27 protein-coding genes are annotated in these 26,269 nt (G+C 70.9%); 10 read left to right on the top strand and 17 right to left on the bottom strand.

Annotated features, from left to right (window positions below):
• Position 1: 1 nt before the first annotated feature.
• From EV671_RS04050 to EV671_RS04040, 3 genes are read right to left on the bottom strand one after another with little or no spacing between them, the layout of a single operon-like run.
• On the bottom strand, positions 2-211 hold the full coding sequence (locus EV671_RS04050) for a YgaP family membrane protein (RefSeq protein WP_132570007.1): 210 nt from the start codon (positions 209-211) through the stop codon (positions 2-4).
• Positions 208-3,411, bottom strand: coding sequence for an efflux RND transporter permease subunit (locus EV671_RS04045; protein ID WP_132570006.1), 3,204 nt, complete (start codon positions 3,409-3,411; stop codon positions 208-210). Before EV671_RS04045 ends, EV671_RS04050 begins: the two co-directional genes overlap by 4 nt.
• Positions 3,411-4,469 (bottom strand): efflux RND transporter periplasmic adaptor subunit, encoded by a 1,059-nt coding sequence (locus EV671_RS04040; RefSeq protein ID WP_132570005.1) that lies wholly within the window; start codon positions 4,467-4,469, stop codon positions 3,411-3,413. The genes EV671_RS04045 and EV671_RS04040 overlap by 1 nt, the downstream gene beginning before the upstream one ends.
• A gap of 147 nt (positions 4,470-4,616) precedes the next feature.
• Between EV671_RS04040 and EV671_RS04035 the strand changes: the two genes are divergently transcribed.
• Positions 4,617-4,976 carry an ArsR/SmtB family transcription factor gene (locus EV671_RS04035; RefSeq protein ID WP_132570004.1) on the top strand — a complete coding sequence of 120 codons (360 nt, stop codon included), beginning with the start codon at positions 4,617-4,619 and terminating at the stop codon, positions 4,974-4,976.
• Between the two features lie 10 nt (positions 4,977-4,986).
• Here EV671_RS04035 and EV671_RS04030 read toward each other — a convergent pair whose 3' ends face one another.
• The gene (locus tag EV671_RS04030; protein ID WP_132570003.1) at positions 4,987-5,298 is read right to left on the bottom strand and encodes an ArsR/SmtB family transcription factor; all 312 of its coding nucleotides are present in this window, start codon (positions 5,296-5,298) and stop codon (positions 4,987-4,989) included.
• A 128-nt stretch (positions 5,299-5,426) separates the two neighbouring features.
• Between EV671_RS04030 and EV671_RS04025 the strand changes: the two genes are divergently transcribed.
• Complete coding sequence (locus EV671_RS04025; protein WP_132570002.1) at positions 5,427-5,576, top strand: DUF3149 domain-containing protein; 150 nt, start codon at positions 5,427-5,429, stop codon at positions 5,574-5,576.
• Positions 5,577-5,669: 93 nt separating this feature from the next.
• Positions 5,670-6,092 (top strand): thioredoxin TrxC, encoded by a 423-nt coding sequence (gene trxC, locus EV671_RS04020; protein ID WP_132570001.1) that lies wholly within the window; start codon positions 5,670-5,672, stop codon positions 6,090-6,092.
• A 9-nt stretch (positions 6,093-6,101) separates the two neighbouring features.
• Here the strand turns inward: trxC and EV671_RS04015 are convergent, their stop codons facing one another.
• Complete coding sequence (locus EV671_RS04015; RefSeq protein ID WP_132570000.1) at positions 6,102-6,614, bottom strand: TlpA family protein disulfide reductase; 513 nt, start codon at positions 6,612-6,614, stop codon at positions 6,102-6,104.
• Between the two features lie 7 nt (positions 6,615-6,621).
• A complete protein-coding gene (locus tag EV671_RS04010; RefSeq protein WP_132569999.1) occupies positions 6,622-6,978 on the bottom strand; it encodes an ArsR/SmtB family transcription factor in 357 nt (118 codons plus the stop codon).
• A gap of 109 nt (positions 6,979-7,087) precedes the next feature.
• Here EV671_RS04010 and EV671_RS04005 point away from each other — a divergent pair, with 109 nt between their 5' ends.
• Entirely contained in the window at positions 7,088-8,194 is a 1,107-nt protein-coding gene (locus EV671_RS04005) for a YeeE/YedE family protein (RefSeq protein ID WP_132569998.1), read from the top strand.
• 115 nt (positions 8,195-8,309) lie between these two features.
• Here the strand turns inward: EV671_RS04005 and EV671_RS04000 are convergent, their stop codons facing one another.
• The 11 genes from EV671_RS04000 to EV671_RS03950 form a co-directional block, all read right to left on the bottom strand.
• Complete coding sequence (locus EV671_RS04000) at positions 8,310-9,401, bottom strand: YeeE/YedE family protein (protein WP_132569997.1); 1,092 nt, start codon at positions 9,399-9,401, stop codon at positions 8,310-8,312.
• An 18-nt stretch (positions 9,402-9,419) separates the two neighbouring features.
• Positions 9,420-9,833, bottom strand: coding sequence for a DsrE family protein (locus EV671_RS03995; RefSeq protein WP_132569996.1), 414 nt, complete (start codon positions 9,831-9,833; stop codon positions 9,420-9,422).
• A 10-nt stretch (positions 9,834-9,843) separates the two neighbouring features.
• Positions 9,844-10,344: a GlcG/HbpS family heme-binding protein gene (locus EV671_RS03990; protein WP_132569995.1), complete on the bottom strand. Its 501-nt coding sequence runs from the start codon at positions 10,342-10,344 to the stop codon at positions 9,844-9,846.
• 17 nt (positions 10,345-10,361) lie between these two features.
• Positions 10,362-12,101, bottom strand: coding sequence for a thiosulfohydrolase SoxB (gene soxB, locus EV671_RS03985; RefSeq protein WP_132569994.1), 1,740 nt, complete (start codon positions 12,099-12,101; stop codon positions 10,362-10,364).
• Between the two features lie 7 nt (positions 12,102-12,108).
• Positions 12,109-12,747 (bottom strand): sulfur oxidation c-type cytochrome SoxX, encoded by a 639-nt coding sequence (gene soxX, locus EV671_RS03980; protein WP_132569993.1) that lies wholly within the window; start codon positions 12,745-12,747, stop codon positions 12,109-12,111.
• A gap of 11 nt (positions 12,748-12,758) precedes the next feature.
• On the bottom strand, positions 12,759-13,571 hold the full coding sequence (gene soxA, locus EV671_RS03975) for a sulfur oxidation c-type cytochrome SoxA (protein WP_132569992.1): 813 nt from the start codon (positions 13,569-13,571) through the stop codon (positions 12,759-12,761).
• Between the two features lie 37 nt (positions 13,572-13,608).
• Positions 13,609-13,920 (bottom strand): thiosulfate oxidation carrier complex protein SoxZ, encoded by a 312-nt coding sequence (gene soxZ / locus EV671_RS03970; RefSeq protein ID WP_207911083.1) that lies wholly within the window; start codon positions 13,918-13,920, stop codon positions 13,609-13,611.
• An 82-nt stretch (positions 13,921-14,002) separates the two neighbouring features.
• Complete coding sequence (gene soxY / locus EV671_RS03965) at positions 14,003-14,461, bottom strand: thiosulfate oxidation carrier protein SoxY (RefSeq protein ID WP_165917462.1); 459 nt, start codon at positions 14,459-14,461, stop codon at positions 14,003-14,005.
• A 70-nt stretch (positions 14,462-14,531) separates the two neighbouring features.
• A complete protein-coding gene (locus EV671_RS03960) occupies positions 14,532-15,611 on the bottom strand; it encodes a c-type cytochrome (protein ID WP_132569991.1) in 1,080 nt (359 codons plus the stop codon).
• Positions 15,595-16,959: a sulfite dehydrogenase gene (gene soxC / locus EV671_RS03955; RefSeq protein WP_132569990.1), complete on the bottom strand. Its 1,365-nt coding sequence runs from the start codon at positions 16,957-16,959 to the stop codon at positions 15,595-15,597. Before soxC ends, EV671_RS03960 begins: the two co-directional genes overlap by 17 nt.
• Before the next feature lie 129 nt (positions 16,960-17,088).
• Positions 17,089-18,399, bottom strand: coding sequence for a sigma-54 interaction domain-containing protein (locus EV671_RS03950; RefSeq protein ID WP_132570101.1), 1,311 nt, complete (start codon positions 18,397-18,399; stop codon positions 17,089-17,091).
• A 264-nt stretch (positions 18,400-18,663) separates the two neighbouring features.
• Here EV671_RS03950 and EV671_RS03945 point away from each other — a divergent pair, with 264 nt between their 5' ends.
• From EV671_RS03945 to EV671_RS03925, 6 genes are all read left to right on the top strand, one after another.
• Positions 18,664-18,849, top strand: coding sequence for a YgaP family membrane protein (locus tag EV671_RS03945; protein WP_132569989.1), 186 nt, complete (start codon positions 18,664-18,666; stop codon positions 18,847-18,849).
• Positions 18,850-18,872: 23 nt separating this feature from the next.
• Positions 18,873-19,769 (top strand): MBL fold metallo-hydrolase, encoded by an 897-nt coding sequence (locus EV671_RS03940; protein WP_132569988.1) that lies wholly within the window; start codon positions 18,873-18,875, stop codon positions 19,767-19,769.
• Positions 19,770-20,000: 231 nt separating this feature from the next.
• Positions 20,001-21,668 (top strand): bifunctional protein tyrosine phosphatase family protein/NAD(P)/FAD-dependent oxidoreductase, encoded by a 1,668-nt coding sequence (locus EV671_RS03935; protein WP_132569987.1) that lies wholly within the window; start codon positions 20,001-20,003, stop codon positions 21,666-21,668.
• A 198-nt stretch (positions 21,669-21,866) separates the two neighbouring features.
• Positions 21,867-22,691, top strand: coding sequence for a sulfite exporter TauE/SafE family protein (locus EV671_RS03930; RefSeq protein WP_207911082.1), 825 nt, complete (start codon positions 21,867-21,869; stop codon positions 22,689-22,691).
• A gap of 94 nt (positions 22,692-22,785) precedes the next feature.
• Positions 22,786-22,911 (top strand): hypothetical protein, encoded by a 126-nt coding sequence (locus tag EV671_RS27685; RefSeq protein ID WP_277592371.1) that lies wholly within the window; start codon positions 22,786-22,788, stop codon positions 22,909-22,911.
• A gap of 79 nt (positions 22,912-22,990) precedes the next feature.
• Positions 22,991-26,239: a sensor domain-containing diguanylate cyclase gene (locus EV671_RS03925; protein WP_165917461.1), complete on the top strand. Its 3,249-nt coding sequence runs from the start codon at positions 22,991-22,993 to the stop codon at positions 26,237-26,239.
• Positions 26,240-26,269: the final 30 nt, after the last annotated feature.

Here is a 26,269-nt window from a genome sequence, read left to right as displayed (position 1 = left end):
TTTAGCAGCCGGCATTGACGCCCAGCTTGCGCAGGATGATCTCCAGCGGGCACCAGTGCGTGATCGAGCTCTGCAGCAGGTTGGCGCCGACGAAGGCCGTGAAGGCCAGCCACCAGGGGCTGACGAAGAACGGGCTGCCAGGCACGCCCAGGGCCAGCGAGATCAGGATGAAGCTGCCTGCGAACAGGCGCACGATTTGCCAGGAACTCATGAAGCACTCCTTGAGGTTTCGGACGGGGCCTCGTGGCGGTAGGCCACGAAATAGAGGAGGGGGATGACGACCAGGGTCAGCAGCGTGCTGACGAGGATGCCGAAGATCAGCGCGATCGCCAGGCCGTTGAAGATGGGGTCGTCGAGGATGAAGAAGGCGCCCAGCATCGCGGCCAGGCCGGTCAGCACGATGGGCTGGGCGCGCGTCGCGGCGGAGTGCACGACGGCCTCTTTCAGCGGCCGGCCCTGGGCCACCTCGAGCCGGATGAAGTCCACCAGCAGGATGGAATTGCGCACGATGATGCCGGCCAGCGCGATCATGCCGATCATGCTGGTGGCCGTGAACTGCGCGCCCAGCAGCGCGTGGCCCGGCATCACGCCGACCAGGGTCAGCGGGATGGGCGCCATGATGATCAGCGGCGTCAGATACGAGCCGAACTGCGCCACCACCAGCAGGTAGATCAGCACCAGGCCCACCGCATAAGCGGCGCCCATGTCGCGGAAGGTCTCGTAGGTGACCTGCCATTCGCCGTCCCACTTCAGCGTGTAGTCGCGCCAGGCGTCGCTGGGCGGCTTGATGAAGGCTTCCTGCAGCCGGCCGCCGCCCGGCGTGGCGATGCTTGTGAGCTCGCCGCGCATGCTGAACATGCCGTAGAGCGGGCTGTCCAGCGCGCCGGCCATGTCGCCGACGACGTAGTGCACCGGCAGGCCGTCCTTGTGGAAGAGGGGCTGCTCGCGCAGGCTGTCGCTGACGGTGACCAGCTCGCGCAGCGGCACCAGGGCGCCGGCGGCGCTGCGCACGCCGAGCTGCAGCAGCGTGTCCAGGTCGCCTTGGGCGGAGGCCGGCAGCTGCAGCCAGGCGCTGGCGGGGTATTTGCTGCCGTCGTGCAGCCAGGTGGCGGCCTCGCCGGCCAGGCCGGCCGCCAGCGTGGCGACGACGGCAGACTGCGGCACGCCGAGCAGGGCCGCCTTGCGGCGGTCCACGAGCAGCAGCGTTTTGGGCGCGGCCGCGATGCCGGAGTCGTCCACGTCGACGACGCCCGGCGTCTGCTCGAAGACCTGGCGCACCTGGCCGGCCACCTGGCGGCGGCCGTCGGCGTCGGGGCCGTAGACCTCGGCGACGATGGGCGACAGCACCGGCGGGCCGGGCGGCACCTCGACGACCTTGACGTTGGCGCCGTGACGACGGGCGATGGCCTGCAGTGCCGGGCGCATGCGGGTCGCGATGGCATGGCTCTGCGCGCTGCGGTGGTGCTTGTCGACCAGGTTGACCTGCAGGTCGCCGACCTCGCCGCCGCTGCGCAGGTAGTACTGGCGCACCAGGCCGTTGAAATTGATCGGCGCCGCCGCGCCCGCATAGGCCTGGTAGTCGGTCACCTCGGGCTGGCTGCCGACATAGCTGCCCAGCTCGTGCAGCACGGCGGCGGTGCGCTCCAGCGGCGTGCCGGCCGGCATGTCGACGATGACCTGGAACTCCGACTTGTTGTCGAAGGGCAGCATCTTCAGCACGACGAGGCCGAGCACCGGCAGCGCCAGCGAGAGCGCGATCAGCCCGGCCACGCCGGCGCCCAGCCAGCGGCGGTTGCGCGCACCGCGGGCATCGTCCAGCAGCGGGCGGAACAGGCGCTCGAACAGCGGGCCCAGCCGGGCCGCGAGGCCATGGCCGGCGTGGCCGCTATCGCCCGTGCGCTTCAGCCACAGCCTTGCCAGCCACGGCGTCACGATGAAGGCGATGGCCAGCGACAGCAACATGCCCATGCTGGCGTTGATGGGGATGGGGCTCATATAGGGCCCCATCAGGCCGGACACGAAGGCCATGGGCAGCAGGGCCGCGATGACGGTCAGTGTGGCCAGGATGGTGGGGCCGCCCACCTCGTCCACCGCGCCGGGGATGAGCTGGGCCAGCGTGCGGTCCGGGTGCAGGGCCATGTGGCGGTGGATGTTCTCGACGACGACGATGGCGTCGTCCACCAGGATGCCGATGGAGAAGATCAGCGCGAACAGCGACACGCGATTCAGCGTGAAGCCCCAGGCCCAGGAGGCGAACAGCGTGACGGTCAGCGTCAGCACGACCGCACTGCCGACGATGGCGGCCTCACGCCGGCCCAGTGCGATGAAGACCAGCGCGACGACCGAGGCGGTGGCGAACATCAGCTTCTGGATCAGCTTCATCGCCTTGTCGTTGGCGGAGGCGCCGTAGTTGCGCGTCTCGGCCACTTCCACGCCCTGCGGGATCACGGTGTTGCGCAGCTCGGCCACGCGCTGCATGACGGCGTCGGCGACCTGGATCGCGTTCTCGCCGGGCTTCTTCGTGATGGACAGGGTCACCGCCGGGAATTCGGCGCCGCCCGCACCGTGCCAGACATAGCGCTGCGGCGGCAGCGGGCCGTCGACCACCTGGGCCACGTCGCCCAGGTAGACCGGCCGGCCGTTGCGCGCCCCCACCACCAGCTGGCCCAGCTCGCGCGCATCGCGCAGGAAGGGGCCGGCCTCGACATCCACCGCGCGGTCGCCCGCCAGCAGCTGGCCGGCGGCGGCGCCCGTGTTGGCCGACTGCAGGGCCTGGCGCAGCTCGGCCACGGAGAGGCTGGCCGCCGCCAGGCGGGCCGGGTCGAGTTCGACGCGGATCGCGCGGCCCGGGCCGCCCAGCGTCGCCACCTCGCGGGTGCCGGGCACGCGCTTGAGGTCGGCCTCCAGGCTGTGGGCGATGCGCTCCAGGTCGAAGGCGCCGGTCTGCGCGTCTTTGGCATACAGCGTCAGCGTGACGATGGGCACGTCGTCGATGCCCTTGGGCTTGACCAGCGGCGCCGCTGTGCCCAGGCCGGCGGGCAGCCAGTCGGCATGCGACTGCACCGTGTCGTAGAGCCGCACCAGGGCTTCGGTGCGCGGCACGCCCACCTTGAACTGCACCGTCATCACGGCCAGGCCCGGGCGCGACACGCTCATCACATGTTCGACGCCGGCCATTTGCGACAGCACCTGCTCGGCCGGTGTCGCCACCATCTGCTCGACGTCCCGCACGGCGGCGCCGGGGAAGGGGATCAGCACATTGGCCATCGTCACGTTGATCTGCGGCTCCTCCTCGCGCGGCGTGACCGCCACCGCGAAGAGGCCCAGCAGCAGGGCCACGAGGGCCAGCAGCGGCGTGATCCGGGCCGACTGGAAGAAGCGGGCGATGCGCCCCGACAGGCCGAGCTCCATCACGGCCTCCGCGCGGCGGCCTGCGGGTCCAGCGCAATGCGCTCGCCGGCCGCCAGGCCCGCCAGCACCTCGGTCTGGTCGGCGCCGGCCGGGCCGGTGCGCACCTGGCGCAGCAGCGCCCGCCCGTCGGGCGCGATGACGTAGACGCCCTTCAGCTCGGCGCGCTGCACCAGGGCACGGCTCGGGACGAACACCCGCCCGGCCGCGCCGGCCTGCGCGGCCAGCGGCAGCCAGGCCCGCGCGAAGCCGCCCGGGGCGGCGGCGCTGCCTGCCGGCAGATCGATGCGCACCGTGACCGTGTGGGTCACCGGGTCGGCCGCGGGCAGCACCTCCCAGCGCGGCGCCGTGATGCGCTGGCCGGCGATCTCGACCGCCACCGGCGACGCGAGCTGGCGCCTCAGCGCGGCGGCCGCCGACTCCGGCACGGCCACGGCCACGCGCAACGCCGCCGGGTCGAAAAGCGTGAGCAGGGCGTGGCCCGGCATGGCCATGTCGCCGGGCATCACGCTGAGCTCGGAGACGACCGCGTCATAGGGCGCGCGGACGATGAAGTAGCCGCTCTCGGTGCGCGCAGCCTGGGCTGCCGCCAGCTGGGCCTGGGCCTGGGCCGTGGCCGTCTTGAACTGGGCCTCGGCCCGGTCCAGCGCGGCCTGGCTGATGAAGCGGCTGGCGAAGAGCTGGCGCTGGCGCTGCATCTCCAGCGTCGCCACCTGCTGGGCCGCGCGTGCGGCCTCCACCTGGGCGGCGGCGGCGCCGGCCTGCTGCTCGGCCGCGCGCGCGTCCAGGCGCGCCAGCAGCTGGCCGGCCTTGACCCGGTCGCCGGCCTTGACCGGCAGGGCCACGACGGCGCCGGCCACCTGGGCCGAGACGAGCGTCTGGCGCACCGCCTCGATCGTGCCGTCGTGGCTGGCCAGGGCTTGCGCCGTGGCGGGCGCCACCGTCCAGGTGGCCAGCCCGCCCGCCGAATCCGCTGTACCCGCCGAATGGCCGAGGCCGGGCGGAGCGCCCAGCATGAGGGCCAGGGCGATCCTGGGCAGACCGTGGGACCAGCGAAACATGGGCGCTCCTGTGCGTGACTTCCGATGCGAGTTGTTCTAGTATTTAACTAAGTAGCTAAATAGTCAAGTGGCGACATGAGCAATCAAGTGAATCCAGCGCGGATCGGGCATGATGGGGACCCCGCCACCAGCCCATGTGCCTCCGCAATGCAGGACCTGCCCGACGAAGCCCTCCAACAGGTGGCCGCCTATTTCCAGGCCCTCTCCGAGCCCACGCGGCTGCAGATCCTCAACCTGCTGCGGCGCGGCGAGCACAACGTGGGCGAGATCGCCCAGGCCTGTGGCTTCACGTCGGCCAACATCTCGCGCCATCTGTCGGTGCTGATGCAGCAGGGCCTGGTCGCGCGCGAGGCGCGCGGCTCGGCCGTCTACTACAGCATTGCCGACGACTCGGTCTATGCGCTGTGCGATCTGGTCTGCGGCAACATCGGCCGACAGATGGAGCGCGATGCGGCGCAACGCAGCAGCTTCCTGAAGGGGACCCGGGTGGCGCGCCGCGCCCGTTGAACGGGCTCGTTCACGCGGCTTGCGCGAGCGGCGGCAGCAGGGCCAGCAGCTGGCGCACCATGCCCTCGCCGGCGCGGTAGTAGATGCGCCTGCCGGCCCGCCGCGTGGCGACCAGGCCGTTGCGGCGCAGCACGGTCAACTGCTGGGAAAGCGTCGGCTGCTGGATCCGCAGCCGTGCCTCCAGCTCACCCACGCAGAGCTCTTCGCCGGCCAGCGCCAGCAGCAGGTGCAGCCGGTCCCGGTTGCCCAGCACCTTGAGCAGGTCGGCGATGCGGTCCAGCGCGTCGTGCGCCGGTCCGGCGGAGGTTGATGGAGCGGGCATGGGGCGCAGGACCTGATGGCCGTGGGAGCTTAGCCACGGCGGCCGGGCGGGTCTTGCGTCAGGTCAATGCCGGGTGGGAGGCATCGTCCTCGAATCGAGCCATGGTGTTTCAGAACGAGGAGTACGAAATGTCTGCATTCAAGGGTTTGCTTACCAGCGATGTCGGCCTGATGAGCCTGGCGGTGCTGCTTTTCATGTTCGGCATGGGCGGCTTCTACGTCCGCTACTTCCTGCGCCATATGCGCGAGGACGAGCGGCGTGCCCGCGGCCAGCACTGACCTGGGTCGAACTGCTGGCGGGGCGCATGGCCGGCCCTTTAAGTTCGCTGCGGCCGCCCGATATGCAGGGCCAGACCAATCCTGGAGCCCCTGATGCTGCTCGTCTGCCCCCACTGCGGCACCCGCAACCGCGTACCCGACGCTCGCCTTGCAGACGACCCGAATTGCGGCCGTTGCGGCCAGCCGGTGGTGCCGCGCAAGCCCGTGGCCCTCGGCGATGCCGACCTCATGCCCTATCTGCAGGGCACGGAGGCGCCGGTGCTGGTGGACTTCTGGGCCGCCTGGTGCGGGCCCTGCCGCTCCTATGCGCCGCAGTTCGAGCAACTCGCCGCCGCGCGGCCGGAGCTGCGCTTCGTCAAGGTGGACAGCGACGCGGCGCCGCGTTCCAGCGCCGCGCTGCAAATCCGCAGCATCCCGACGACGCTGCTCTTCGTCGGTGGGCGCGAGGTGGCGCGGCAGAGCGGCGCGATGTCCGCGGCCCAACTCAGTGCCTGGGTGGACGGCGCGCTGCGCTGAGCCGCGGGCTCAGAGAAAGCGAGCCAGTGCTTCGACGTCTTCGGGAAAGAGCTGGCCTACCTCGGCCGCCGCGACGCGGCCGTCGCGCCCGCGCACGACCGTGACCGGCAGGCCCTGGGGCTTGGGCAGCACGGCCTCGATGGCGGGCGTCACCCAGCCACAAGGGAAGTCATAGCTGCGCCGGGCGCGATAGGCCTTGGCCGCGGCGAGGTCCTGGTCGATGGACAGACCCAGCACCAGCAGGCCGCGCTCGCGCTGCGTCTGCCAGAGCTTCTGGATGGCCGGCGTGACTTGGGCGCAGAAGGGGCACCAGCTCGCCCACCAGTACACGACGACGACGCGGCCCCGGGCCGAGGCCGCCTTGAACTCGCCGCCTTCGAGCAGCGGCACATCGGGCAGGAGCAGCGGGGCGCCGACGGCCGGCACGTTTCTCAGTGCCTCGGCCGCGCCTGCGCCGCCCAGGCCCGTCGCCAGCGCGCCGCCGATGCCCTGGCACCAGTGGCGGCGCGTGAGCCCGGCCATGGGGCCTTCAGCGCTGGCCGCCGACGAGCAGGCGCTCCTCGGCAGGCACGGGTTCGCCACCGTCGAGCTCCACGGCGAGCTGGGTGCAGACCGCGCGGCACAGCATCGCGACCTTCTCGCTCTGCAGCCGGTAGTAGATCTGCGTGCCCTCGCGGCGCTTGCCCAGCACACCGGCGCGGTAGAGCGTGGACAGGTGCTGGGACATATTGGGCTGGGTGGTCTGGATCTGCTCCAGCAGCTCGGAGACATTGCGCTCGCCGTTGCAGACGGCGCTGATGATCTTGAGCCGGATCGGCGTGGCCAGCACGCTGAAGAGCTCGGCGGCGGACTCGAAGACGCGGTCTTCCTCGGGAGCGGCAGTCATCGCGGCGGGGCGGGGTGGAGCAGGAAAATCACTGTATCAGCAAGCGCCGATGTGTGCCTCAGGGAATGGAGAATGCGGGGCCCGGAACTCTTGCTGAATGCTGACCGCCATGGACGAATCGAGCTTGCCCGCCCTCACGCACCAAGTGCTCGGCGCCGCGTTCGGCCTGGCCGTGCTGTTCGGCGCGCTGTGCCAGCGCACGCGCTTTTGCACGATGGGTGCGATCTCCGACGTCTACACGATGGGCGACTGGCGGCGCGCGCGCATGTGGGTGGTCGCGGTGGCCGTCGCGATGCTGGGCTTCAACGGCCTGGTGGCGCTGGGCCAGCTCGACCCGGCCGCCAGCATCTATGCGGGGCCGCGCCTGCTTTGGCTGTCGGCTGCGCTGGGCGGGCTGGTGTTCGGCTTCGGCATGGTGCTGAGCTCGGGCTGCATCAGCCGCAACCTCGTGCGCCTGGGCGGCGGCAGCCTGAAGTCGCTGGTGGTGCTGGCGGTGGCGGCCATCGCGGCCGGCGCGACGCTGCGCGGCCTGACGGCCGTGCTGCGCGTGGCCACGGTGGAGAAGGTCTTCGTCGATCTGCCGGCGGGCCAGGCCCTGCCGGGGCTTGTTGCCGCCGTGCTGCCGGGCGGCGCGGCGGCCTGGGGCCTGGGCCTGGCCGTGCTGGTGGCCGTGGCGCTGCTGGCCTGGGCGCTGCTGCCGCGCGCGGGGCGCTCGCTGGAGGTCGCGCTCGCCGGGCTGGGCGTGGGCGCGCTGGTCACCGCGCTGTGGTGGGTGTCGGGCCATCTGGGCTTCCTGCCCGAGGACCCGCGCACGCTGGAGCCGGTCTATCTGGCGACGAACTCGCGCCACATGGAGTCGCTGAGCACGATCGCTCCGGTGGCCTATGCGCTGGACTGGCTGCTGCTGTTCAGCGACCAGTCCAAGACGCTGACGCTGGGCATCGCCAGCGTGGCCGGTATCGTCGTCGGCGCGGCGCTGATGGCCTGGCGCGAAGGCAGCTTCCGCTGGGAGGGCTTCGGCAATGTGGGCGACCTGGGCCTGCACCTCGTGGGCGCGGCCTGCATGGGCGTGGGCGGCATCGTCGCGATGGGCTGCAGCATCGGCCAGGGCGTCACGGGTGTGTCGACGCTGTCGCTGGGCAGCTTCATCGCGCTGGCTGCGATGGTGGTCGGCGCCTGGCTGGCGCTGCGCTATCAGGAGTGGCGCTTGGGATGAGGCCCCCGGCCCAGCGGGTACGCTGGGCCGCCCCCCGAGGGGGCGGCGATGCTTGCGGCACCGAGCCGCAAGCACATCGCCAGGGCGGGCCGGCGCTCGGCCCGGAATGCGCTCTTCAGGGCCGGCCACCAGCCTCGTTCGTGGCCGGCGGCGTGTCGCCCTGGTCGACAAGCCGGTCGGTCAGCGCGGCGGCGGCCCAGATACCGGCCAGCGTGACCCAGGACGTGGCCGTGAACACCGCTGCGCCCGACAGGCCGGCGCCGACGGCGCAGCCGCCGGCCAGCATGCCGCCGAAGCCCATGCAGACCGCGCCGACGATGTAGCGGCGCATGCTGGCGCCGCCCTGGAAGCCTTCCAGCCTGAGCTCGCCGGACAGCGCCGCGGCGAGGAAGGCGCCGAGAAAGACACCCGGGATCAGGCCCACGTCGAAGCTGAGCGGCTTGTCGCTGACGAAGAGGACACGACTCAGCACCTCGGCCGAGGGGCCGGTGAAGCTCAGCGACTGGATGGGGTGGGGGTCGAAGGCCAGCCTGGAGACGGCGTAGGTGAACCACCAGCCCGCCGCCACCGTGAGGCCCACGCCGATGGCGCCGCCCCAGCCCCAGGCGCCCACGCGTTGGCGCCGCGCCCAGAACACCGCGGCGGCGAACCACAGGGCCGCGAACAGCAGTGCGCCGCCATGGCCCATGCCGGTGCGGGCCAGCAGGTCGCGGGCGCCGCCGCCGTCGATGGTCCACCACTCGGAGATGGCCAGCCGCAGCGGCGAAAGCGCGCCGGTCAGCGCCGACTGCGCCGCGACCGCGAACACCAGCCCCGACAGCAGCGCACGCAGATTGCCCTGGGCCGCCAGCACCAGCATGCGGCTGGAGCAGCCGCGCGCGAGGATCATGCCCATGCCGAACAACGCGCCGCCGACCGCCGCGCCGGAGAGGCTGCCGCGCGCGGCGATCTGGCGCGCGTTGCCGGCGTCGAACCAGCCCAGCATCGCCAGGGTCTGGGTCGCGCCGACGGCCGTGGCGAAGGCGAACAGCCAGACCGTCAGCCGGCCGCCGGTGCGCTGGTCTCGGGCGAACTCGATGACGGCCGCGCGCAGGCAGAAGCGCGAGCGCTGCGTGAAGAAGCCGAACAGCACGCCGATCAGCGCGGCGCCCAGGGCCAGCGTAGCCGGTTCGCCGAGGCGGTCGATGAGGGGTTCGAGAAACGACATCCTGGGCAGGTGGCCGAGCTATGGCTTGATGTAGGCGTAGCCCTCTTTCTGCAGCTTCACGAGGCGCACGACGCCCGAGGGCGTGTAGTCGGCTTCCAGCATGAACTGCTCCTTCTTCAGGCCGCGGTTCTTCAGCGTGATCTCGCAGACCTCGAAGCGCACGCCGCGGGCCTTCAGGGCCGACACCAGCGGCCCGAACTCGACGCCGCCGGGCGCCTTGGCGCCCTCCATCAGCATGTCCACGCCATCGGCGTGCGTGACGACGGTGATCTGGGCGGACGGGTCCACGTCGAGGTGGTTGCGGATGTTGCGCAGGCCCTTGAGCCCCTGCGCGGCCGCGTTGTCGAAGTGGTAGACGACGAGGTCGCCGGCCCAGGCCAGTGGCGTGGCGAGCAGCAGCGTGAACAGGACGAGCAGGAAGCGCTTGCGCATGGGGGGATCCTCAATCGTGCAATTCGATAAGTTCCGTGGCGGCCTTGACGCCGGCCAGCGCGCAGGCATCGTCGGCCTCGCCGCCGGCCGCGCCCGACACGCCGATGGCGCCGACGACCGCGCCCGCGGCCTCGATGACCTGGCCGCCGCCAATCGCCATCACCTGCTGCGACTGGCGGATGCCGCTCATGGGCTTGCCGGCCTGGGTGTCGGCCGCCAGCGCGGTGGTGGACATGCGAAAGCTCGCCGCCGTCCAGGCCTTGCGAGGTGCGATGTCGAGCGTGTGGGCGCCGGCGAAGCGGTCGCGTAGCAGCACCTGCACGAGGCCGCCGCGGTCCACGACGGCGACCGCCACTTGATGGCCGGCCTTGCGGCAGTGGGCGAGGGCGGCCTGGGCCGCGACGAGGGCGGTCTCCGGCGTCATCTGCTGCAGGCCGAACAGCGGTGGTGCGTCGGCGGCCTGGGCCGAGGCGGCCAGGGTCAGTGCGGCAAGCGTCAACAGGTGGTTCATCGCGGACTCCTTGCGGTTCAGCCGCCCAGCAGACCAGGGTTGCCCTGCATGGCGACCAGCTTGGGCGTGTTCAGCGTGCGTGGCTTCACGCGGCCGCCCTGGGCGCGCAGCCAAGCCTCGACATGCTCCCACACCGGCTTCACGCCCGGCGCGTTCTTTGCGTCCTCGGCCACCGGCGCCCAGCCGGCCACCTTGTAGCGTCTGTCGGCGTCCAGCGGCTTGCCGTTGAGGCGCATGTCGGTGATGCGGCTGCCCATGGCCTCGTCCGGCCGCATCGTGTAGCTCAGGCCGCCCACGCGCACCATGTCGCCGCCCTGCTGGTAGTAGGGGTCGGGGTTGAAGAGGTTGTCGGCCACGTCTTCCAGCACGGTCTTGATGGTCGCGCCGCTCATCTCGGTCAGCGTGGCATGGGGGTAGGTGATGGCGAGCTGGTCCATCAGCAGCTCGCGCGTGATCGTGTCGCCGGGCAGCAGGCTGGTGCCCCAGCGGAAGCCCGGCGAGAACGCGATCTCAGCTCCTTGCACGTCCATCAGCGCGTCGCAGATCAGCTGGTCCCAGCTGCCGTTGAAGTTGCCGCGGCGGTAGAGCAGGCCGTCGGTGACGGCGAGCTTCTCGCCCAGCTTCGCCTCGAACGGCGCGCGTACCCTGGCGATCAGCGCCTGCATGTCGGGGTCGGGGCGCAGCTGGTTGGCGAACACCGGCAGCAGCCGGTAGCGGAAGTCCACCATGCGGCCGCCCTTGACGTCGAAGTCCATCACGCCGAGGAACTTGCCGTTGCTGCCGGCATTGGTCACCAGCGTCGTGCCGCCGGCGTTCTTCACCGGCACGGCCAGGGGTACGCCGTCGTGGGTGTGGCCGCCGAAGATGGCGTCGATGCCGCGCACGCGCGTGGCCAATTTGAGGTCCACGTCCATGCCGTTGTGCGACAGCAGGCAGACGAGCTGGGCGCCGGCCGCGCGGGCCTCGTCCACGAACTTCTGCATATTGGCGTCCTGGATGCCGAACTCCCAGTCCGCCACCATATAGCGCGGGTTGGCGATGGGCGTGTAGGGGAAGGCCTGGCCGACGATGGCCACGGTCACGCCGTTGATCCTGCGCAGCGTGTAGGGCTTGAAGACGGGGTCGCCGAAGTCGGCCGTCTTCACGTTCTGCGCGACGAAGTCGACCTGGCCGGCGAAGTCCTTCTCGACGATCTCCTTGACGCGCTCCATGCCATAGGTGAACTCCCAGTGGCCGGTCATCACGTCCACGCCTAGCAGCTTGCAGGCGTCCACCATGTCCTGGCCATTCGTCCACAGCGACGTGGCCGAGCCCTGCCAGGTGTCGCCGCCGTCCAGCAGCAGCGCGCCGGGGCGGCTGGCCTTCAGCCGCTTGACCAGGGTGGTGAGGTGGGCGAAACCGCCGACGCGGCCGTAGCGGCGCGTGGCAGTCTCGAAGTCCAGCGCCGTCAGCGCGTGGGCCACGGCCGTGCCGGGGCGCAGGCTGGCGGCCTTCAGCAGCGATTCGCCGACGAGATGGGGCAACTGGCCCTGCATGCCGGCGACGCCGATGTTGACGCTGGGCTCACGGAAGTAGATGGGCTGCAGCTGCGCGTGGCAGTCGGTCATGTGCAGCAGCGAGACGTTGCCGAAGGGCGGCAAGTCGTAGAGCGCCGCTTCGGCCTTGTCGGTGGCCGCCTCGGCCTCGCGGGCCAGCGGCAGGCCGGCCACGGCGGCGCAGGACAGCACCTGCAGGAAATCGCGCTTGGACAGGGACATGGCGCGCCTACTGGTTGACCGGTGACTTGGGATCCAGCAGCAGGGCCATCACGTCGCGCAGCTGCCGCTCGTCCAGCAGCTCGGCGTGGCCGAAGCGCGGCATGTTGGAGCAGGCGGCGTAGGCCTTGCTGTTCCACAGCTTGCCCCAGGTGTAGCGGACGATGTCCGCCGCGGCCGGGCTGGCCGGGTCGGCGACGCCGCGCAGCTTGCCGTAGTTCCAGAGGCTGGGGCCTATGGTGCCGAAGGAGATTTCCTTCCTGTCGATCTGGTGGCAGTTGTAGCAGCTGCCGCCGTTCTTGGCGGTGGCGGCGCTGGCGTCGCTCCAGGTCATGCCGCGGCCGTTCTGGGCCAGCTTCTCGCCTTCCTTCCAGTCGCCGATGAATTGGCCGTCGGCGGGCCATTTGATCGCGGCCGCCTCGCGGGCCTGGATCTTCTTCGCGACGGCCGCCGGCGGCGGCTCGGGCTGGGAGCAGGCCCGCTGGGCCGCGTCCTGGTTCAGGCGCTCGACCTTGGCGATGCCCTGGTCGCGGAAGCTCGCGCGCATCATCACGGCGGTCTGCAGGTCGACCTGCCGGTCGGCGGGCCTTTGCGCCTGTGCGGCGCCGGCGGCGAGCAGGGCGAGGGCAGCGAAGTGTGCGATCTTCATGCTCGTTCTCCTCAACGCTTCAGAGCCGGCGCGATGGACTCGGCGCCGCGGGCGTTCACGCCCATGTAGACGCCCAGGGCCACCGTCACATCGGAGGCGAAGCCGGGGTAGGGGAAGCGCTGCTGGCGGAAGCAGTCGTTGAGCCGGCGCTGCATGGTCCACAGCTCGCCGCTGGAGACGCGGTAGGCCGGCCAGGCCGCGAAGCCGATGCCGTCGCCGGGGTTCTTCGTCAAGTTGGGCAGGTCCTGCAGGCGGATGCGCTTGCCGTCCTCGCCGTGGCAGCTGGCGCAGGAGAAGTCCATCGGCCCGCCGCGGTAGAAGAAGGCGCGCTTGCCGAGCTCGTAGGCGCGCTTCTCCAGCGGGTGCTTCTGCGGCAGCGCCATCTTCATGCCGCGCGACTGCGACGCCACCCAGGCCGACAGCGCGGTGACCGTGGCCTGCTCGCCCTTGTCGAAGGGCGTGGCGGCGATCTCGGCCGCGTCGAAGCCCTGCAGCGTCTGCATGCAGCTCAGCAGGCGCGACTCCAGGTCCTGCACCCGCTTCGTGTCGCGGAACCAGCGCGGCAGCTGCACCCAGGCGCCCTTGACGACGCCCGGGCCCAGGCCCAGGTCGCAGGCCTCCAGGCTCGCGTTCTTCGGGCCGCGCGGCGTCTTCCACAGCTCCTCGCCCTTGGCCTCGAAGAGCTCGGCGGGGTTGCCGTCCTCGAGCATCTTGCGGTACTCGGCGATGCCGTCGGCGGCCGATTTCGGCGGTGGCGTCTGCGCCGCCGCGACGCCGGGGGCGGCAGCCGCGATGGCGGCGATGGCAATCAGTCGTGAGCGCATGGGCCCTCCTGCGGTGGCGGGGACGGATGGGCCGCGGTCAGGAGACCGTGGCTTCGTCGGTGCGGGTCTCGCCGCGGCTGTCGCGCCAGGTGATGGCGATCCTGTCGCCGGCCTTGGCGCCCTTCACGACGAACTCCAGGAAGGGGTTCTTGGACACCGACGGGCCCCAGTCGGCCGTGAACACGGGCTTGCCGTTGAGCATGGCCGTGACCTGCTGGATGAACCAGGCCGGGATGATCTTGCCGGCAGGGTCCTTGCGCTGGCCCGTCTCCATCTCGTGGCTCATCAGCACCTTGACGGTGGTCTTGTCGCCGGCCGACTGGGCCCGGATGCGCATGGGATCTGGCATGTGTTTCTCCTGTTCAGTTGAACTTCAGTTGCGTCGTATGAACCCGGTATTCCGGGCCGAGCGCCGGGCCGCGGGCTCCATCTCAGCCTCCACAGCCGCCCAGCGTGACCTTGACTTCCTTCTGGGCGTAGAGCACGCGGCCATCGGCCATCAGCGCCACGGCCAGCACATTGGACGTCTGGCCCATCTTCACGCGCGTCTTGAAGGCGGGCTCGACGAACTCGTTCACGTCGAAGGCGGCCGACAGCACGCTGGGGTTCTTCTCGACGAGCAGCAGCAGGCGCTTGACGCCGGGCAGCGCGGTGGACACGCCCACCGGCACGACGGCGCCGTTCTCGGCGATGTCGGGCGCGGTGAGGGTGATGTCCTTGCTCTCCACGGGCGTGCCGGCGCCCAGGGCCTTCATCAGCTCGGGGATGGTCTTGGCCTCGAAGGCGGCCGTGGAGTAGGCGGCCAGCGCGGCACGGGGCAGGGCGCCCAGGCCGGCCAGCAGCAGGGCGACTTGGGCCGAGCGGGCCAGGGCGTTTCGACGGGTCAGCATGAGGGTCTCCTCTGGGTCTGGGACGTTAGGTGCATGGCCTTGGGGGCGCATGGGGGCAATCCTGGGGGCATCAGCGGCTCGCGGCACCGGCGGCCAGCCAGGCCGCAATGGCCTTCAGGTCGGCCTCGGGCAGGGCCTGGGCCGGCATGGGGATGGCGCCCCACTGGCCCTGGCCGCCGCTCTTGATCTTGGCGGCGAGATAGGCCTCGGCATCGGCGCCCGTGCCGTACTTGGCCGCGACCTGGGCGAAGCCGGGGCCGACCAGCTTCTGCTCCATGCCATGGCAGGCCGTGCACGAGTGCTTCTTCACGAGGGCCAGCGTCGCCGCGGCGGCGCTCGGCGGGGGCGCTGCAGCGGCTTGGGCCGGCGCGGCCGCCGGCGTGCCGGGCGGGCGCGTCGTGTCGACGCCGCGCTGCGGGCCGACGAGGCGCTGCTGCGCGGCCAGGTTGCCGTTGTTGTTGCGGGCGAAGTCGGGCAGCAGCGAGGCGACCTTGGGCTCGGCCTCGCAATCGTGCATGCAGGCCTTGGCCTTCACGTCGAAGTCGCCGGCCTTGCCCATGCCCTTGCCCGGCCACATCGCATGCGCCGTGGTCACGCCATTGCGGTTGGGCAGGCGTTTTTGTACGTCGGCGATGTTGGCGTCGCTCAGCGTGAAGTCGTCCGGCACGATGCCGCCCAGGTTCAGCAGATAGGCCGTCACCGCGTAGACCTCGTCGGTCTTCAGCGACTTGGGCGCGTTCCAGGGCATGGCGCGGTTGATGTAGTCCCACAGCGTGGACACGGTGGACACCTTCATCAGCGTCGTGCGGCCGGGGAAGGTCCTGTCGTTCAGCCGCGCGACGCGGCCGGTCTTGATGTCCTCGGCCGTGGTGCCGCCCACCAGCGGCGAGAACACCTCGTTGCTCTCGCCGAAGGTGCCGTGGCAGGCCGCGCAGCGCGCCTCCCAGACGTCCTGGCCCTGGCTGACCGGGCCGGCGCCCTTGGGCAGGCCCTTGAAGTCGGGGCGCACGTCGATATCCCAGGCCTTCAGCTCGGCCGGCGTGGCCGTGCGGCCGATGCCGGGGTAGGGGGGCTGGGCCGCGGCCATGCCGAGCGCGGCCAGCGCCAGGAGCGCGGCGGCGGCTTTAACTGCCTTAGGCGAGCTGGACATTGCGCACCTCCCCGCTCTCCTCGACCAGCCAGGACTGGATGGCGTTGTTGTGATAGATGGAGCGCGTGCCGCGCACGGCGCGCAGCTGGCGGGTGCCGGGCTGCACATAGCCGGTCTCGTCCGTCGCGCGGCTCTGGATGATGGCGGGCTTGCCGTCCCACTGCCAGTCCAGCGTGAAGCGGGTCAGGCATTTGCTCATCACCGGGTCCTGCAGCCGCGCCGTGCGCCAGTTGCGGCCGCCGTCGGTCGTCAGGTCCACGCGCCTGACCTTGCCGCGGCCGGACCAGGCCAGGCCGCTGATCTGGTAGTAGCCCTTGTCGAGCAGCACCTGGCCGCCGGAGGGCGTCGTGACGACGCTCTTGCACTCCTGCGTGCTGGTGTACTGGCGGTGCAGGCCGCCGGGCATCAGGTCGATGTAGTGGATGGTTTCGTCCTTGGTGCCATAGGGCTGGTCGCCCACCTCCAGGCGGCGCAGGTATTTGACCCAGCTGACGCCCTGCACGCCCGGCACCACCAGGCGCAGCGGGTAGCCCTGCTCGGGGCGCAGCATCTCGCCGTTCTGGCCGTAGGCGACGAAGACCTCGCCGCTCTCCACCAGCTCCATCGGCACGGTGCGCGTCATGCTGGAACCGTCGGCGCCCTCGGCCAGCACATAGCGGGCGCGCTTGTAGTCCACGCCGCAGAGGTCGAACAGCACGCGCAGCGGCACGCCGGTGAACTCGCTGCAGCTCAGCATGCCGTGGGTGTACTGGCAGGTCGGCACGGCCACATTGCCCCACTCCATGCCGGTGTTGGCGCCGCACTCGATGAAGTGGAAACGGCTGACGCTGGGCAGGCGCATCAGCTCGTCCATCGTGAACACCAGCGGCCGCTTCAGCAGCGCGGCGTCGCTGCCGTTCACCATCAGCCGGTGCTTGGAGGGGTCGATGTCCCACCAGCCCTGGTGGTGGCGCTCGAAGTGCAGGCCGCTGGGCGTGACGATGCCGAACAGCGATTGCAGCGGCGCGAAGGACACCGAGGCCTGCGCCGTCTGCGTGAGGCCGGGGCTGGGGCGGCGCTGCACATTGGTCTCGAACTTGGACGGCTTGCCATAGCCCTCGGCGGCGACCGGCTGGCCCAGGCCCTTGCTGTGCTCGGGCAGATTCAGGATGTTGGGGTCGCCGTCGGCAGCGGTCTGCGCAACGGCGGCACCGGCCGCCCCGCCGGTCAGCGCGGCGGCGAAGGCCTGGCGGACGAAGTCGCGGCGGCCCTGGCTGGCCTCGGAGAACACGGTGCGGATGGCGTCCTGCGTCAGGAAGCTCTCCGGCGCCTTGCGCAGGCGGCCTGACGGCGGGGGAGATTGGCTCACGGCAGCTCCACGTGGGTTGAGGGATCGCGCCGGGGCGCGCACCCGATGCCAAGTCAAAACATCAGTTGATCGTTATATTAACGACGACGGATTTTTGAAGGACTGGTGAGAACCCTTGCCTGCGGCCGGTCAACCCAGGCCGAGAGTCTTGAGCCGGCGGTACAGGGTGCGCTCGCTCAGGCCGAGCCGGGCCGCCATCTCGCGGCGGCTCAGCCGCCCGTCGGCCAGCAGGCGGCGCAGTTCGGCGTCGCCCGGGGCCGGTGCCGGTGTGGCCGCGTCGGGGCGTGCCGCGGCGTTCAGCCAGTCCGGCAGGTGCTCGGGGCGCACGACGCCGTCGTCGGCGAACAACCGGGCCCGGTCCAGCACATTGCGCAGCTCGCGGATATTGCCGGGCCAGTCGTAGGCCTGCAGCCGGGCCATGGCCGCGGCCTGCACGGCGATGCGCTGGCCGGTCCGGGCGCCGCGCTGCAGGAAGGAGTCGACCAGCATCGGGATGTCCGCAGATCGGTCGCGCAGCGGCGGCAGATGGATGGGGAAGGCGGCGATGCGGTAGTAGAGGTCCTGGCGGAAGCTGCCCTCGGCCACCATCTGCAGCAGCGGCTTGTGCGTGGCCGCGACGAGGCGGAAGTCGGCCTGCTGCGTCTCGGTGGCGCCGACCCGCCGGAAGGTGCCGGACTCGATCAGCCGCAGCAGCTTGACCTGCATGCCCAGCGGCACGTCGCCGATCTCGTCGAGGAAGAGGGTGCCGCCGGCGGCCGTCTCCACCAGGCCCTGCTTGCGGTGCTGGGCGCCGGTGAAGGCCCCCCGCTCGTGGCCGAAGAGCTCGCTCTCGAACAGGGTCTCGGGCAGGCCCGAGCAGTCGACGACGACGAAGGGGCCGTCGTGCCGGTCGCTGGCCTCGTGCACGGCGCGCGCGAACAGCTCCTTGCCGGTGCCGGATTCGCCCAGCAGCAGCACCGGCAGCTGCGAGCGCGCCACGCGCTGCACGGCCTCCAGCGCGGCGTTGAACGCGGCCGAGCGGCCGACCAGGCCCGCCTGGCGGGGGCGTGCCGACGCATGCCTGACCGTCGTCAGCCGCTCCACATAGGCCACCACGCGGTGCTCGCCGTCGAGGATGGGGCGCAGCTCGACGTCCACATGCTCGGGCCCGCGCGGCGTGTGATGGATGTGCAGCACGCGGTCCGGCCCCTTGAGCTCGAAGGCGCGCTTCATCGGGCAGTGCTCGCCGGCCTGGTCGCAGGGCAGGTCGTAGTGGTGGGACACGCGGTAGCACTTGTGGCCCAGATAGGGCCGGTCCGCGGTGCCGAACTGGCGCTGGTAGGCGGTGTTGGCGGCCAGGATGTTGTAGTCCGGGTCCAGCACGATCATCGGCTGGGCCTCGTGCTCCAGGTAGGAGACGAGGGCCTGGACCTGGGGGCTGTCGGCGGTGGCGGGCGGCATGGTGGCGGTGGGCTCCGGCTGGGCTGCCATCTTCTGTCATGTGGCAGTTGGTTGGCAGTTTTTCTGCCAGATGGCAGTTGACGGAAGGGCGGTTCGTGGCAGCGTAGTCCCACCAGGTCTTTGTGGATTTCCATTTACATCAAGGACTTGGCGCGGGCCGGCGACGGCCGGGCGGGCTGGCATGGCTTTTGATCATGGAAGCTGGCAGGCACCAGCAACTGCCATGCCGCCGGCAAGGGGCTGCGGTGCCAACAGGAGAGCGCCATGAAAGTGAACGAAGGAACCCTGGATCGCGGCCTGCGCGTCGTCGTCGGCCTGACCCTGGTGGCGCTGGCCGCCACCGGCACCGTGGGCGTGTGGGGCTGGATCGGTGTCGTGCCGCTGCTGACCGGTGCCGTGGGCCTGTGCCCGCTGTACTCGGTGCTCGGCATCAATACCTGCCGGCGCTGAACGGCGTGGCCCGGGAGACCGTCATGGGGCGGCAATCGCGGCTGCAGGTCGAGGGCTTCTTCGACCCGGCGACCTGGACCGTCAGCTATCTCGTGCTGGACCGCAGCACGCTGCAGTGCGCCATCATCGACAGCGTGCTGGACTACGACCCCAAGTCGGGCCGCACGACGACGGCCGGCGCAGACCGGTTGATCGCCCGCGTGCGCGAGCTCGGTGCCCGGGTGCAGTGGATTCTCGAAACCCATGTCCATGCCGACCACCTCTCGGCCGCACCGCATCTGCGCCAGGCCCTGGGCGGGAAATTGGGCATAGGCCAGCACATCACGACGGTGCAGAAGGTCTTCGGCACGCTGTTCAATGCCGGCCCCGACTTCGCCCGCGACGGCCGCCAGTTCGACCACCTCTTCCAGGATGACGAGGCCTTCGCCATCGGCGGCCTGCAGGCCCGCACGCTGCACACGCCGGGCCATACGCCGGCCTGCATGACCTATGTCGTCACGGCCGGGGAGGGCGCCGATGCGGACATGGCCGCCTTCGTCGGCGACACCCTCTTCATGCCCGACTACGGCACGGCGCGCTGTGACTTCCCCGGCGGCGACGCGCGCACGCTGTACCGCTCGATCAACAAGGTGCTGAGCCTGCCGCTGCAGACGCGCCTCTACATGTGCCACGACTACCAGCCCGGCGGCCGCGAGTTGCAGTTCGTCAGCACCGTGGCCGACGAGCGCGCGCACAACGTGCATGTGCGCGACGGCATCAGCGAGGACGCCTTCGTCGCGATGCGTAACGTGCGCGACGCGACGCTGGGCATGCCCACGCTGATCCTGCCCTCGGTGCAGGTCAATATGCGCGGCGGCGAGCTGCCGGCGGCCGAGGACAACGGCGTGCGCTATCTGAAGATTCCGCTCAACGCGGTTTGAAAGTGAGCCCCTCGTCCGGTCTTGCCCCGCTGAACGCGGGCAAGCCCGGCCGGTCCCCCGCGGGGACGGCGATGTTCGCGGCATTGAGCCGTGAACACATCGCCCCGTGGGCCGGCTTGGGGCGGCCCGGCGCTCGGCCCGTACTACCCCGGTTGCGTGCGCAGCGGTGCCGCGAACGCGGCATGGATGGATGACTCGCTGGCCAATACACCAACACAAGGAGACAAGCCCATGGACTACAAGACCCTGGTGCCCGAGCTGGCCGTGGCCGCGCAGGTGCATGCGGCCGATCTGCACGAGATCGCCCGCGCGGGCTTTCGCTCGCTGATCTGCAACCGCCCCGACGGCGAGGGCAACGACCAGCCGGTGTTCGCCGAGCTCGAGGCCGGCGCCCGCGGCCTGGGCCTGACGATGCATTACCTGCCGGCCGAGTCGGGCAAGGTCAGCGACGAACAGGGCCGCCAGTTCGGCGCGCTGATGGCCGAATGCCCCAAGCCCGTGCTGGCCTTCTGCCGCACCGGCATGCGTTCGACGACGATGTGGGCCCTGTCCCAGGCCGGCACGCTGCCGCTGCCGCAGATCATCGAGCGCGCCGCCCGCGCCGGCTACGACCTCAAGGGCCTGGTGCGCCGCCTCGCCAATGGCGGCAGGACGCCCGTCGAGGTGGCCGACGCCAGCCACGAGGTCGTCATCGTCGGCGGCGGCGCGGCCGGCATCGCGGTGGCCTCCAGCCTGCTGGCACGCCAGCCGGGGCTGGACATCGCCATCATCGACCCCGCCGACGTCCACTACTACCAGCCCGGCTGGACCCTGGTGGGCGGCGGCGTGTTCGACGCCGCCACCACAGCCCGCACGATGGCCGCCGTGCTGCCGCGCGGCGTGCACTGGCTCAAGGCCGCCGTCGCCGCCTTCGAGCCGGAGCGCGATGCCGTCATCCTCGACGGCTGCCGGGTCGTCAAGTACCGGCAGCTCGTCGTCTGCCCCGGCCTCAAGCTGGACTGGCACGGCATCGAGGGCCTGGTGGACACGCTGGGCCGCAACGGCGTCACGTCCAACTACCGCTACGACCTGGCGCCCTACACCTGGCAACTGGTGCGCGGCCTGCGCGGCGGCCGCGCCGTGTTCACGCAGCCGCCCATGCCCATCAAATGCGCCGGTGCACCGCAGAAGGCCATGTATCTGTCGGCCGACCAGTGGCGCCGCGCCGGCGTTCTGGAGGGCGTGGACATCCAGTTCAGCAATGCCGGCGCCGTGCTCTTCGGCGTGGCCGACTATGTGCCGGCGCTGATGGAATACGTCCAGGCCTACGGCATCCACCTGAACTTCGGCCAGACGCTGACCGGCATAGACGGCCCGGCGCGCCAGGCCTTCTTCAGCCAGACCCATGCCGACGGCAGCAAGACCCAGGTCGTGCGCGAGTTCGACATGATCCACGTCGTGCCGCCGCAAAAGGCGCCGGACTTCATCCGCGTCAGCCCGCTGGCCGATGCGGCCGGCTGGGTGGACGTGGACCCGGCCACGCTGCGCCACAAAGCCCATGCCAACGTCTTCGCGCTGGGCGACGCGGCCAACACCGCCAACGCCAAGACGGCCGCCGCGGCGCGCAAGCAGGCGCCCGTGGTGGCCCACAACGTGCTCGCCGCGCGCGGTGCGGCCAAGGGCGAGGCTCGCTACGACGGCTACGGCTCCTGCCCGCTGACGGTGGCGCGCGGCAAGATCGTGCTGGCCGAGTTCGGCTACGGCGGGAAGCTGGCGCCCAGCTTCCCGCGCTGGTTCATCGACGGCACGCGGCCCTCGCGGCTGGCCTGGTACCTGAAGGAGCGCATCCTGCCGCCGCTGTACTGGGACGGCATGCTGAAGGGCCGCGAGTGGCTGGCCCAGCCCGAGATGGTGGGGTGACCTTGAGCCCCTCGTCCGGTCTTGCCCCGCTGAACGCGGGCCAGCCCAGCCGGTCCCCCGAGGGGACGGCGATGCTCGCGGCATCGAGCCGCGAGCACATCGCCAGTGCGGGCCGGCTTGGGAGCGGCCCGGCGCTCGGCCCGCAATACCCCGGGGTCGTGCGCCACGGCTGGGGCGAGCGCGGCGTGGATAACCGACATGCCTCTTGACGCTACCGGCCTCAGCCTCGTGATGGGCGCCGCGGTCGGCCTGGTGCTGGCGCTGACCGGCGCGGGCGGCGGCATCCTGGCCGTGCCGCTGCTGGTCTTCGGCCTGCACCTGCAGATGGCGCAGGCCGCGCCCATCGGCCTGCTCGCCGTCGGGCTGGCGGCGGCGCTGGGCGCCCTGCTGGGCCTGCGGGACGGCAGCGTGCGCTACCGGGCGGCCCTGCTGATCGGCCTCACCGGCATGCTCGTCGCGCCGCTCGGCGTGCGCCTGGCCCAGCGCCTGCCCAATGCGCCGGTGATGGCCACCTTTGCGGCGCTGCTGGGCTGGGTCGCGTGGCGCGGCCTGCGGCAGGGCAGCAGGGCGGCCCGCGAGGCGAAGAGGCCGGCCGCCAGGGCACCGGTCTGCGCGATGAACCCGGCCACCGGGCGCCTGTCGTGGCGGGCGCCCTGCACGGCGCTGCTCGCGCTCACGGGCAGCCTGTCCGGCCTGCTCAGCGGGCTGCTCGGCGTGGGCGGCGGCTTCGTCATCGTGCCCATGCTGGCGGGCATCAGCAATGTGCCGCCGCGCGGTGTGGTCGCGACCTCCATGGCCGTCATCGCGCTGGTCTCGGTCGGCGGCGTGCTGGGCGCGGCCACCCAGGGCACGCTGGCCTGGCCGGTGGCGCTGCCCTTCGCGGCCGGTGCCGTGCTGGCCCTGCTCGCCGGCCGGCGGCTAAGCGCGCGCCTGGCCGGGCCGCGCCTGCAGCAGGCCTTCGGCGCCATCGCCGCCGCCGTGGCCCTCCTGCTGTTGCTGCGTGCGGTGGGCGCCGCCACCTGACCGCTGGCTGACCGATTCGTCGGAAAAAGGTTTCATGCCAGCCATGCCGGCTATCCTGCGGGCAAGCAACGGCGCTGTCGAATCCATCCCATTCATGGCCATGATCGACCGGCAGGATGTGGATGGCGGCGTGCCCTCGCATCAGCGTTGCCGTCGCCCCGCTCGCCCGGACAGCTTGGGTGCGCTGGCCCGGCTGAAATCCAGAATCCCGCCGCGCTGACCTTGCCGGCGCCGCCCAAGCACCCTCGGCCCAGCCCATGAGGCACACCCACGAAGCCGCTGAAGTGCGGACGACCGCCATGTCGATGGCGACCCTTGCCTCGCGCCCCGCGCGGCAGTTGCTGCTCAGGGCGCTGATCCTGGGCGCCGGCTACTACCTGGCTGGCTACCTGGGCCTGCTGATCCCCTATGTCGGCTCCCATGTGTCGCTGTTCTGGCTGCCCACCGGCATCGCGATGGCGGCCTACTGGCGATGGGGCGCGGCGATGTGGCCGGCCGTCATGGCCGCCGCGTTCGCCGTGAACTATCAGATCGGCGGCCCGGGCTGGCTGGCGTTCGGCATCGCCGTCGGCAATGCGCTAGGCCCCTGGCTCGGCGCGGCATTGCTGCGCAGATGGTCGTTCGACGATGCGCTGACCCGAAGGCGCGACCTGGGCGCCTTCCTGTTCGCGGATATGGCCGGGATGCTGGCCACGGCGACCAACGGGACCGCCTGGCTCTGGGTGGCCGGCCTCCTGCCGGCGTCGAACTGGCCCGCGGCGTGGATGACCTGGTGGACCGGCGATGCGGTCGGAGCCCTGCTGTGCGGCATTCCCCTGATCGCGCTGACGCCCCTGGCCTTCAGGGAATCGTTTGCGGGCCTGCGCGGAGCTTTCAACGCCGGGCTGCTGGCGACCGTGCTGGTCTGCGGCCTGATCGGCTTCTCGGCGTGGACGGCGCCGTCTGCGGCGCTGCTCTTCCCGCTGCTGTCGCTGCCGCTGTTCGTGATCGCCGTGCTGGCGCTGCGCGCCGGCATCCTCGCGGCCTCGTCGGCCGTGCTGATCCTGTCGGCCACCGCCGCCTGGGGAACCGCCAATGGCGTGGGCCCCTTCGCCGGGCACGACACGCATGCCGGCCTGCTCGCGCTGTGGAGCTACATCACGGCCCAGGCCTGCACCAGCGTGCTGATCTGCGGTCTTGCCGCGCAGTTGCTGGCGACCCGGCGTCAGCAGGCGGCGCTGTTCCGCCGCGCGAGCGAGGCCATCCTGGTGGTCGGGCCAACCGGCCTGGTGGGCGACCTCAACCCGGCCGCCGAAGAACTTCTGGGGTGTTCCGCCCGGGACTTCCATGGGCGCTACCTCGCCAATCTGCCATTTGGCAACGGCGGCGCACTGGCCCGCTGGATGTCCGACGACGTCGTTCCCGGTGCCTCGCGGCTGCATCAGTACCTGCGGCTGTCCCGGCCCGATGGTTCTGCCTTGGAGGTCGAGGCGCAGATCGCCCACCACATGGACGAGCGCGGCCTGCTGCAGGCCCAGATCATGCTGCGCGATGTCACCGAGCGTCGCGAAGCCGAGGCCCGCGTCGCCGCCAGCGAGAAACGCCTGCGCGACATCGCCGACCATGCGCCGGCGCTGATATCCGAGCACGACAGGCAGGGCCATTTCCGCTTCGCCAACCAGGCGTTCCAGGATTGGTTCCATGCCGAACCGGCCGCGTTGATCGGCAAGAGCCTGCAGGAGGTCATCGGGCGCAAGGCCTTCGCCGAAATGCAGCAGCACATCCAGGCGGTGCTCGGCGGCGAAACCGTGGCTTTCGAGTCGCGCGCCAGGAACGGCCGCTGGCTGCTCATCGGCCTGGTTCCGCAACGCAACGCCGCTGGCGCCGTGACCGGCTTCTACTCCCTGGGCAGCGACTTCAGCGCACAGGCGCGGGCCGAGGAGGCACTGCGCCAGAGCGAGGAACGCTACAAGGCCGTCCTCGAGGATCAGGCCGATGTCGTCTGCCGCTTCGATGGCAAGGGCGAGGTCGTCTTCGCCAATGAAGCCTGCCGCCGCCTCGTCGGGGGCTCCGCCCAGCACTTTGCTGCGGCCACCTGGCGGTCCGTCGTCGTGCCCGAGGACCTGCCGCAGGTCCATGCCCAGCACAAGCTGCTGAGCCCGTCGAATCCCATCGTGGTGACCGAGCACCGGGTCGTGCATGCGGAGCAGGGCGTTCGCTGGATGGAGTTCGTCAACCACGTCTTCTACGACGCCCACGGCAAGGTCAGGGAGTTCCAGACCGTCGGCCGCGACGTGACCCAGCGCAAGGAACTGAAGCTCCAACTGGAGGCCATCAATGCTCAGGTGCTGGACCTCTACGACAACGCGCCCTGCGGCTACCACTCGTTGAATGCCGAGGGCAAGTTCGTCCACATCAACGCGGTGGAGCTGTCCTGGCTGGGATGCACGCGCGACGAGGTCATCGGCAGGCTCGGCACCGTCGACTTCCTGACCGATGAGAGCAAGCTGAAATACCAGACGGCCTTCCCCGAGTTCCTGAGAACGGGCGCCATCGAGGGCGTGGAGTACGACCTGGTCTCCCGCAACGGCACGATCCGCCGGGTGAGCCTGTCCGCGACATCGGTCCGCGACGCCTCGGGCGCGCTGGTGATGAGCCGCTCCGTGATGTTCGACATCACCGAGAAGCATCGCATCCAGGCTCAGCTGCAGCGTCTCAGCCGCGAGCAGGAGGCCATGCTGAACACGGGGGTGATCGGCATCACGCGGACCAGGGATCGCGTCTTCATCTGGAAGAACGACGCCTTCGAGCGCATGCTGGGCTATTCCCCCGATGAACTGCTGGGTGCGCCGACGCGGCAGCTCTATGCCGACGACGAGTCCTTCCAGCAGTTCGGGCGTGAGGCCTATCCGGCGATCCTGGCCGGCCGCACCTTCCGCACCCAGATCCAGCTCGTGCGCAAGGACGGGTCGCTGATCTGGGTGGACATGAGCGGCGCGCAGCTGGACGGGGGCGAGTCCGTCTGGCTGGTGCAGGACATCACGCCGCTCAAGCAGCAGCAGGCCCATGTCGAGCGCATCGCCTTCCACGACCCGCTGACGGACCTGCCCAACCGGCTTCTGCTGGGCGACCGCCTGCGCCAGCTGATCGCGATGAGTGAACGCCTGCAGACGATGCTGGCCGTCTGTTTCATCGACCTGGACGGCTTCAAGGCGATCAACGACGCGATGGGCCACGAGGCCGGCGACCTGCTGCTGAAGGAGGTGGCGCGGCGCCTGCTGCTCTGTGTGCGCGGCAGCGACACGGTGGCCCGCCTGGGCGGCGACGAATTCGTCGTCGTGCTGTCGCCGCTGCGTGCGAAGGAAGGGTGCCGGCCTATCCTGGCCAGGATGGGCGCGGAGCTGGGCAAGCCGGTCGACCTGGGCGGCAAACAGGCTTGCGTCTCGGCAAGCATCGGCGTGGCCTTCTTCCCCGGCGACGGCAAGGCGGCGGACGTGCTGACGGCCCACGCCGACGAGGCCATGTACCGGGCCAAGCGTTCCGGGCGCAACCGGGTCTGCGAGTGGTGAGGGCCCGGCCCGCGCCGCCGCCGGCCGCGC

The organism is Roseateles saccharophilus (assembly GCF_004342485.1).
GTDB lineage: Bacteria > Pseudomonadota > Gammaproteobacteria > Burkholderiales > Burkholderiaceae_C > Pelomonas > Pelomonas saccharophila.
Note: the sequence above shows the minus strand (reverse complement) of the source record. Positions and strands in the feature narration are given on the sequence as shown.

Excerpts from the sequence above, each read along its gene's own strand:
- EV671_RS04050 (WP_132570007.1), bottom strand. The coding sequence starts at position 211 with ATGAGTTCCTGGCAAATCGTGCGCCTGTTCGCAGGCAGCTTCATCCTG.
- EV671_RS04045 (WP_132570006.1), bottom strand. The coding sequence starts at position 3,411 with ATGGAGCTCGGCCTGTCGGGGCGCATCGCCCGCTTCTTCCAGTCGGCC.
- EV671_RS04040 (WP_132570005.1), bottom strand. The coding sequence starts at position 4,469 with ATGTTTCGCTGGTCCCACGGTCTGCCCAGGATCGCCCTGGCCCTCATG.
- EV671_RS04035 (WP_132570004.1), top strand. The coding sequence starts at position 4,617 with ATGCAGGACCTGCCCGACGAAGCCCTCCAACAGGTGGCCGCCTATTTC.
- EV671_RS04030 (WP_132570003.1), bottom strand. The coding sequence starts at position 5,298 with ATGCCCGCTCCATCAACCTCCGCCGGACCGGCGCACGACGCGCTGGAC.
- EV671_RS04025 (WP_132570002.1), top strand. The coding sequence starts at position 5,427 with ATGTCTGCATTCAAGGGTTTGCTTACCAGCGATGTCGGCCTGATGAGC.
- trxC (WP_132570001.1), top strand. The coding sequence starts at position 5,670 with ATGCTGCTCGTCTGCCCCCACTGCGGCACCCGCAACCGCGTACCCGAC.
- EV671_RS04015 (WP_132570000.1), bottom strand. The coding sequence starts at position 6,614 with ATGGCCGGGCTCACGCGCCGCCACTGGTGCCAGGGCATCGGCGGCGCG.
- EV671_RS04010 (WP_132569999.1), bottom strand. The coding sequence starts at position 6,978 with ATGACTGCCGCTCCCGAGGAAGACCGCGTCTTCGAGTCCGCCGCCGAG.
- EV671_RS04005 (WP_132569998.1), top strand. The coding sequence starts at position 7,088 with ATGGACGAATCGAGCTTGCCCGCCCTCACGCACCAAGTGCTCGGCGCC.
- EV671_RS04000 (WP_132569997.1), bottom strand. The coding sequence starts at position 9,401 with ATGTCGTTTCTCGAACCCCTCATCGACCGCCTCGGCGAACCGGCTACG.
- EV671_RS03995 (WP_132569996.1), bottom strand. The coding sequence starts at position 9,833 with ATGCGCAAGCGCTTCCTGCTCGTCCTGTTCACGCTGCTGCTCGCCACG.
- EV671_RS03990 (WP_132569995.1), bottom strand. The coding sequence starts at position 10,344 with ATGAACCACCTGTTGACGCTTGCCGCACTGACCCTGGCCGCCTCGGCC.
- soxB (WP_132569994.1), bottom strand. The coding sequence starts at position 12,101 with ATGTCCCTGTCCAAGCGCGATTTCCTGCAGGTGCTGTCCTGCGCCGCC.
- soxX (WP_132569993.1), bottom strand. The coding sequence starts at position 12,747 with ATGAAGATCGCACACTTCGCTGCCCTCGCCCTGCTCGCCGCCGGCGCC.
- soxA (WP_132569992.1), bottom strand. The coding sequence starts at position 13,571 with ATGCGCTCACGACTGATTGCCATCGCCGCCATCGCGGCTGCCGCCCCC.
- soxZ (WP_207911083.1), bottom strand. The coding sequence starts at position 13,920 with ATGCCAGATCCCATGCGCATCCGGGCCCAGTCGGCCGGCGACAAGACC.
- soxY (WP_165917462.1), bottom strand. The coding sequence starts at position 14,461 with ATGCTGACCCGTCGAAACGCCCTGGCCCGCTCGGCCCAAGTCGCCCTG.
- EV671_RS03960 (WP_132569991.1), bottom strand. The coding sequence starts at position 15,611 with ATGTCCAGCTCGCCTAAGGCAGTTAAAGCCGCCGCCGCGCTCCTGGCG.
- EV671_RS03950 (WP_132570101.1), bottom strand. The coding sequence starts at position 18,399 with ATGCCGCCCGCCACCGCCGACAGCCCCCAGGTCCAGGCCCTCGTCTCC.
- EV671_RS03945 (WP_132569989.1), top strand. The coding sequence starts at position 18,664 with ATGAAAGTGAACGAAGGAACCCTGGATCGCGGCCTGCGCGTCGTCGTC.
- EV671_RS03940 (WP_132569988.1), top strand. The coding sequence starts at position 18,873 with ATGGGGCGGCAATCGCGGCTGCAGGTCGAGGGCTTCTTCGACCCGGCG.
- EV671_RS03935 (WP_132569987.1), top strand. The coding sequence starts at position 20,001 with ATGGACTACAAGACCCTGGTGCCCGAGCTGGCCGTGGCCGCGCAGGTG.
- EV671_RS03930 (WP_207911082.1), top strand. The coding sequence starts at position 21,867 with ATGCCTCTTGACGCTACCGGCCTCAGCCTCGTGATGGGCGCCGCGGTC.
- EV671_RS27685 (WP_277592371.1), top strand. The coding sequence starts at position 22,786 with ATGGCCATGATCGACCGGCAGGATGTGGATGGCGGCGTGCCCTCGCAT.
- EV671_RS03925 (WP_165917461.1), top strand. The coding sequence starts at position 22,991 with ATGTCGATGGCGACCCTTGCCTCGCGCCCCGCGCGGCAGTTGCTGCTC.